This window comes from Streptomyces sp. NPDC033131 (genome assembly GCF_055578365.1).
In genome coordinates, this window is the sequence record NZ_JBVIPA010000022.1 from 1 (window position 1) to 3,870 (window position 3,870).

General features: G+C 72.3%; 4 protein-coding genes. All 4 read right to left on the reverse strand.

What is annotated here, in order from left to right:
• Positions 1-328: 328 nt before the first annotated feature.
• Positions 329-739 carry a PTS-dependent dihydroxyacetone kinase phosphotransferase subunit DhaM gene (locus ACZ5XS_RS25915; protein WP_468655128.1) on the reverse strand — a complete coding sequence of 137 codons (411 nt, stop codon included), beginning with the start codon at positions 737-739 and terminating at the stop codon, positions 329-331.
• Positions 732-1,331 (reverse strand): dihydroxyacetone kinase subunit DhaL, encoded by a 600-nt coding sequence (dhaL, locus tag ACZ5XS_RS25920; RefSeq protein ID WP_468655129.1) that lies wholly within the window; start codon positions 1,329-1,331, stop codon positions 732-734. The genes ACZ5XS_RS25915 and dhaL overlap by 8 nt, the downstream gene beginning before the upstream one ends.
• Before the next feature lie 49 nt (positions 1,332-1,380).
• Positions 1,381-2,373, reverse strand: coding sequence for a dihydroxyacetone kinase subunit DhaK (dhaK, locus tag ACZ5XS_RS25925; protein WP_468655131.1), 993 nt, complete (start codon positions 2,371-2,373; stop codon positions 1,381-1,383).
• A 140-nt stretch (positions 2,374-2,513) separates the two neighbouring features.
• The gene (locus ACZ5XS_RS25930) at positions 2,514-3,689 is read right to left on the reverse strand and encodes a pyridoxal phosphate-dependent aminotransferase (protein ID WP_468655133.1); all 1,176 of its coding nucleotides are present in this window, start codon (positions 3,687-3,689) and stop codon (positions 2,514-2,516) included.
• Positions 3,690-3,870: the final 181 nt, after the last annotated feature.

Consider the following 3,870-nt stretch of genomic DNA (forward strand, 5'->3'; position numbering starts at 1 on the left):
GACCTACTGAGGTGCTGGACCGGCACCTGCATCACCTGCGGCCACCCCCTCAAAACCCGCAGAACCAGAACGAGAACCTAACGAAGCACTACTAGGGCCTGTCCGGCGGATCATGCCGCGGACGCGGGGCCTGGCACGCCGATCCGCGGCGTTCTCGTCGGTTGCCGACTCCCCCACTCCCGACTTCGCTCGAGCGGGGGAACCGCCATCGCGTCGACGCCCTCCTCCGCCGTGCCGCCCGACGTACCACGCCCCGCCTACCTGCGTCGATGAGGCGCCGCGGATGTCCTGCGACGTGATCCGGCAGGCCCTAGCCGTCCGAAGGGGCTCATACCTTCCGGTACGTGTACGCCTCCACGGCCGCCGCCTCCACCGCCGCGAGGTCGGCTCCCGTGGCCGCCGTGACGACCGCGGCCACCGCCCCCTCGACGAACGGGGCGTCCACCAGGCGGGTGTGGGCCGGGAGTTCGTCGCCCTCGGCGAGCAGGGCCTTCACGGTGAGGACGGCGCTGCCGAGGTCGGTGAGGACGGCGACGCCGGCCCCCCGGTCCACGGCGGCGGCCGCGGCGGCGATCAGCTCCGCGCTGGTACCGAGCCCGCCGCCCTCGGTGCCGCCCGCCGGGGCGACGGGCACCTCGGGGCCGCCACCCACCAGCCCCTTGGCCAACTCGGCCACCGACGCGGCGACCTCCGCGCTGTGCGACACCAGCACGATCCCGACCAGCTTCCCGTCACTCACCGGCCGCCTCCACGAGTCCCGCCACGAGCAGCGACGCCGACGTGGCACCGGGATCCTGATGCCCGATGCTGCGTTCCCCGAGGTAACTCGCCCGTCCCTTGCGGGCCTGCAACGGCGTGGTCGCCAGGGCGCCCTCCTCGGCGGCGGCCCGGGCCGCGGCGAAGCCGTCGCCGAGCGCGTCGAGGGCCGGCACCAAGGCGTCGATCATGGTCTTGTCGCCGGGCGCGGCTCCGCCGAGCGTCCTGACCGCGTCCACGCCCTCGCGCAGCGCCTCGGCGAACCGCTCCTCGCTGACCTCGCCGGCGTCACCGAGCGCCTTGCCGGTGCGGCGCAGCAACGTGCCGTACAGCGGCCCCGAGGCGCCACCGACGGTCGAGATGAGAGTGCGACCGGCGAGCATCAGGACCGCCCCCGGCGTGTCCGGTGCCTCCTTGTCCAGCGCCGCGGTCACCGCGGTGAACCCGCGCCGCAGATTGCTGCCGTGGTCGGCGTCCCCGATGGGCGAGTCGAGGGCGGTGAGCCGTTCCGCCTCGCGGTCGACGGACGTGGCGGTCGCCGTCATCCAACGGCGGAAGAAGTCGGCGTCGAGCACTGGATCTCCTTGCGTGGTCGGTACGTCGTGTCCGCTGGGCCTCGCCCGCTCACACTCCCCAGCGCAGTCCCGCCGTCTTCACCGGCGCGTCCCACAGACGCAGCAGTTCCTCGTCGATCTGGCACAGGGTGACCGAGGCACCGGCCATGTCCAGGGAGGTGACGTAGTTGCCGACGAGGATCCGGGCGACGGCGACTCCGCGCTCGGCGAGCACCCGCTGCACCTCGGCGTTGAAGCCGTACAGCTCCAGCAGTGGCGTCGAGCCCAGGCCGTTGACCAGGACGAGGACGGGATTGCGCGGGGCCATGTCGTCCAGGATCGCGCCGACCGAGAAGTCGGCGATCTCCCGCGAGGTCATCATCGGCCGCCGCTCCCGGCCGGGCTCGCCGTGGATGCCGATGCCCAACTCCAGCTCGCCGGGCGGCAGATCGAAGGTCGGGCTGCCCTTGGCCGGCGTGCTGCAGGCGCTCAGCGCGACCCCGAAACTGCGGGAGTTCTCGTTGACCTGCCGGGCGATCGACTGCACCCGCTCCAGCGGCTGCCCCTCGTCGGCCGCGGCCCCCGCGATCTTCTCCACGAAGAGCGTCGCCCCCGTGCCGCGCCGCCCGGCGGTGTACAGACTGTCGGTGACCGCCACGTCGTCGTCGACCAGGACCTTGGCGACCTGGATGCCCTCGTCCTCGGCGAGTTCGGCCGCCATGTCGAAGTTGAGCACGTCACCCGTGTAGTTCTTCACGATGAACAGCACACCGGCACCGCTGTCCACGGCCGCCGCCGCCCGCACCATCTGGTCCGGTACCGGTGACGTGAACACCTCGCCGGGGCAGGCCGCGGAGAGCATCCCGGGTCCCACGAAGCCACCGTGCAGCGGCTCGTGCCCCGAACCACCGCCGGAAACCAGGGCGACCTTCCCCGCCACGGGGGCGTCCCGCCGTACGATCACCCGGTTCTCGACATCGACGGTCAACTCGGGATGGGCGGCCGCCAGGCCACGCAGCGCATCGGCGACGACGGTCTCGGGGACGTTGATCAGCATCCTCATGGGTACCTCCTGGTGAGACTGGAAGATGAGCCTCTGACCTCTACGGGAAGTATCGATGCTCAGGCAGCGTCGGTCACCTTCAAGGTCGGGCGCCGTCGGTCTCGGCGTGGCGGTGGGCATGGGGGCGACCCGCCGGCCGCCTACCCGAGCGTGGCCAGGAACTTCCCGAGGCGGGCGATTCCCTCGCGGAGGTCGTCGGCCGACGCCGCGTAGGAGAGGCGGACGTGGGTGTCCGCCGTGCGGACGCCGAAGTCCCGGCCAGGGGTGAGCGCCACGTGCGCCTCCTGGAGCGCGCGTTCGCAGAACTCCCATGAGGTGAGTCCGGTGCGGGCGACGTCGAAGTAGACGTAGAACGCGCCGTCGGGCGGGACGGGGACCGGCAGGCCGATCCGGGTCAGGCCGTCGAGGACGAGCGCGCGCCGCTCGGTGAACTCGACCCGCCGTTCCTCGCAGACCGCCAGGGACTCCGGGGTGAAGCAGGACAGGGCCGCATGCTGCGCGGGAGTGGATGCGCACAGGAAGTAGTTCTGGGCCAGACGCTCCAGCGCCGGCACGAGGGCCTCGGGGACGACGCACCAGCCCAGCCGCCAGCCGGTCATGCCGAAGTACTTCGAGAAGCTGTTGATGACGATGGCGTCGGGGTCGTACGACAGCGCGCTGCGCGGCGGCTCGCCCTGGGCGTCGTGGTCGCCGAGGTTGAGGTAGATCTCGTCCACGATGCGCCACGCGTCGCGCTCGCGGGCGAACTCGCAGATGGCCGCCAGCTCGTCGGCCGGGACGGAGGTACCCGTCGGGTTCGACGGGGTGGCGATCATGACGCCGCGGGTGCGGTCCGTCCAACTCGCCCGTACCGACGCGGCGTTCAACTGGAAGCGGGACGCGACCGTGGTGGGAACGAGCGTGACGTCCGCGCCGAAGCTCTCGACGATCTGACGGTTGCAGGGATACGACGGGTCCGCGATGAGCACCTCGTCGCCGGCGTCGACGAGGGCCGCCGTGGCCAGTACCAGGGCGGCCGAGGCGCCCGCGGTCACGACGACCCGGGCGGGGTCGACCTCCACTGCGTGCCGGTCCCGGTAGAAGCGCGCGATCGCCTGCCGCAGGGCGGGCAGCCCGAGCGCCGCCGTGTAGGTCATCGGCCGGCCGTCCATGGCCTCGCGCATCGCGTTCCGTACGGCCTCGGGCGCGCCGAAGTCCGGCTCACCGAGGCTGAGCTTGACGACGTGGTGGCCCCGGGCCTCCAGCGCCGCGGCATGCTTGCCGAACTCCATGGCGTAGAAGGGGGCGACGGCCTGGGCACGTTGCGAGATTTTCATGCTGCGGCCTTCGGCTGGATCGCGTACGGAAGGGGCCCAGTTTATCGCTGAGCCGGCCGCGCAACCGGGTGGGGGGGGGGGGGGGGGGGGGGGGGGGGGGGGAGGGGGGGGGGAGGGGGGGAGGAGGGGGGGGGAGGGGGCGGCTGTGGTCGACGGGGAAGACTCCCCTATGCAGGGGAGG

What these genes read in the sequence shown, in the direction of transcription:
- dhaK (WP_468655131.1), bottom strand. Translation starts at nt 2,373, where the DNA reads ATGAGGATGCTGATCAACGTCCCCGAGACCGTCGTCGCCGATGCGCTG.
- ACZ5XS_RS25930 (WP_468655133.1), bottom strand. Translation starts at nt 3,689, where the DNA reads ATGAAAATCTCGCAACGTGCCCAGGCCGTCGCCCCCTTCTACGCCATG.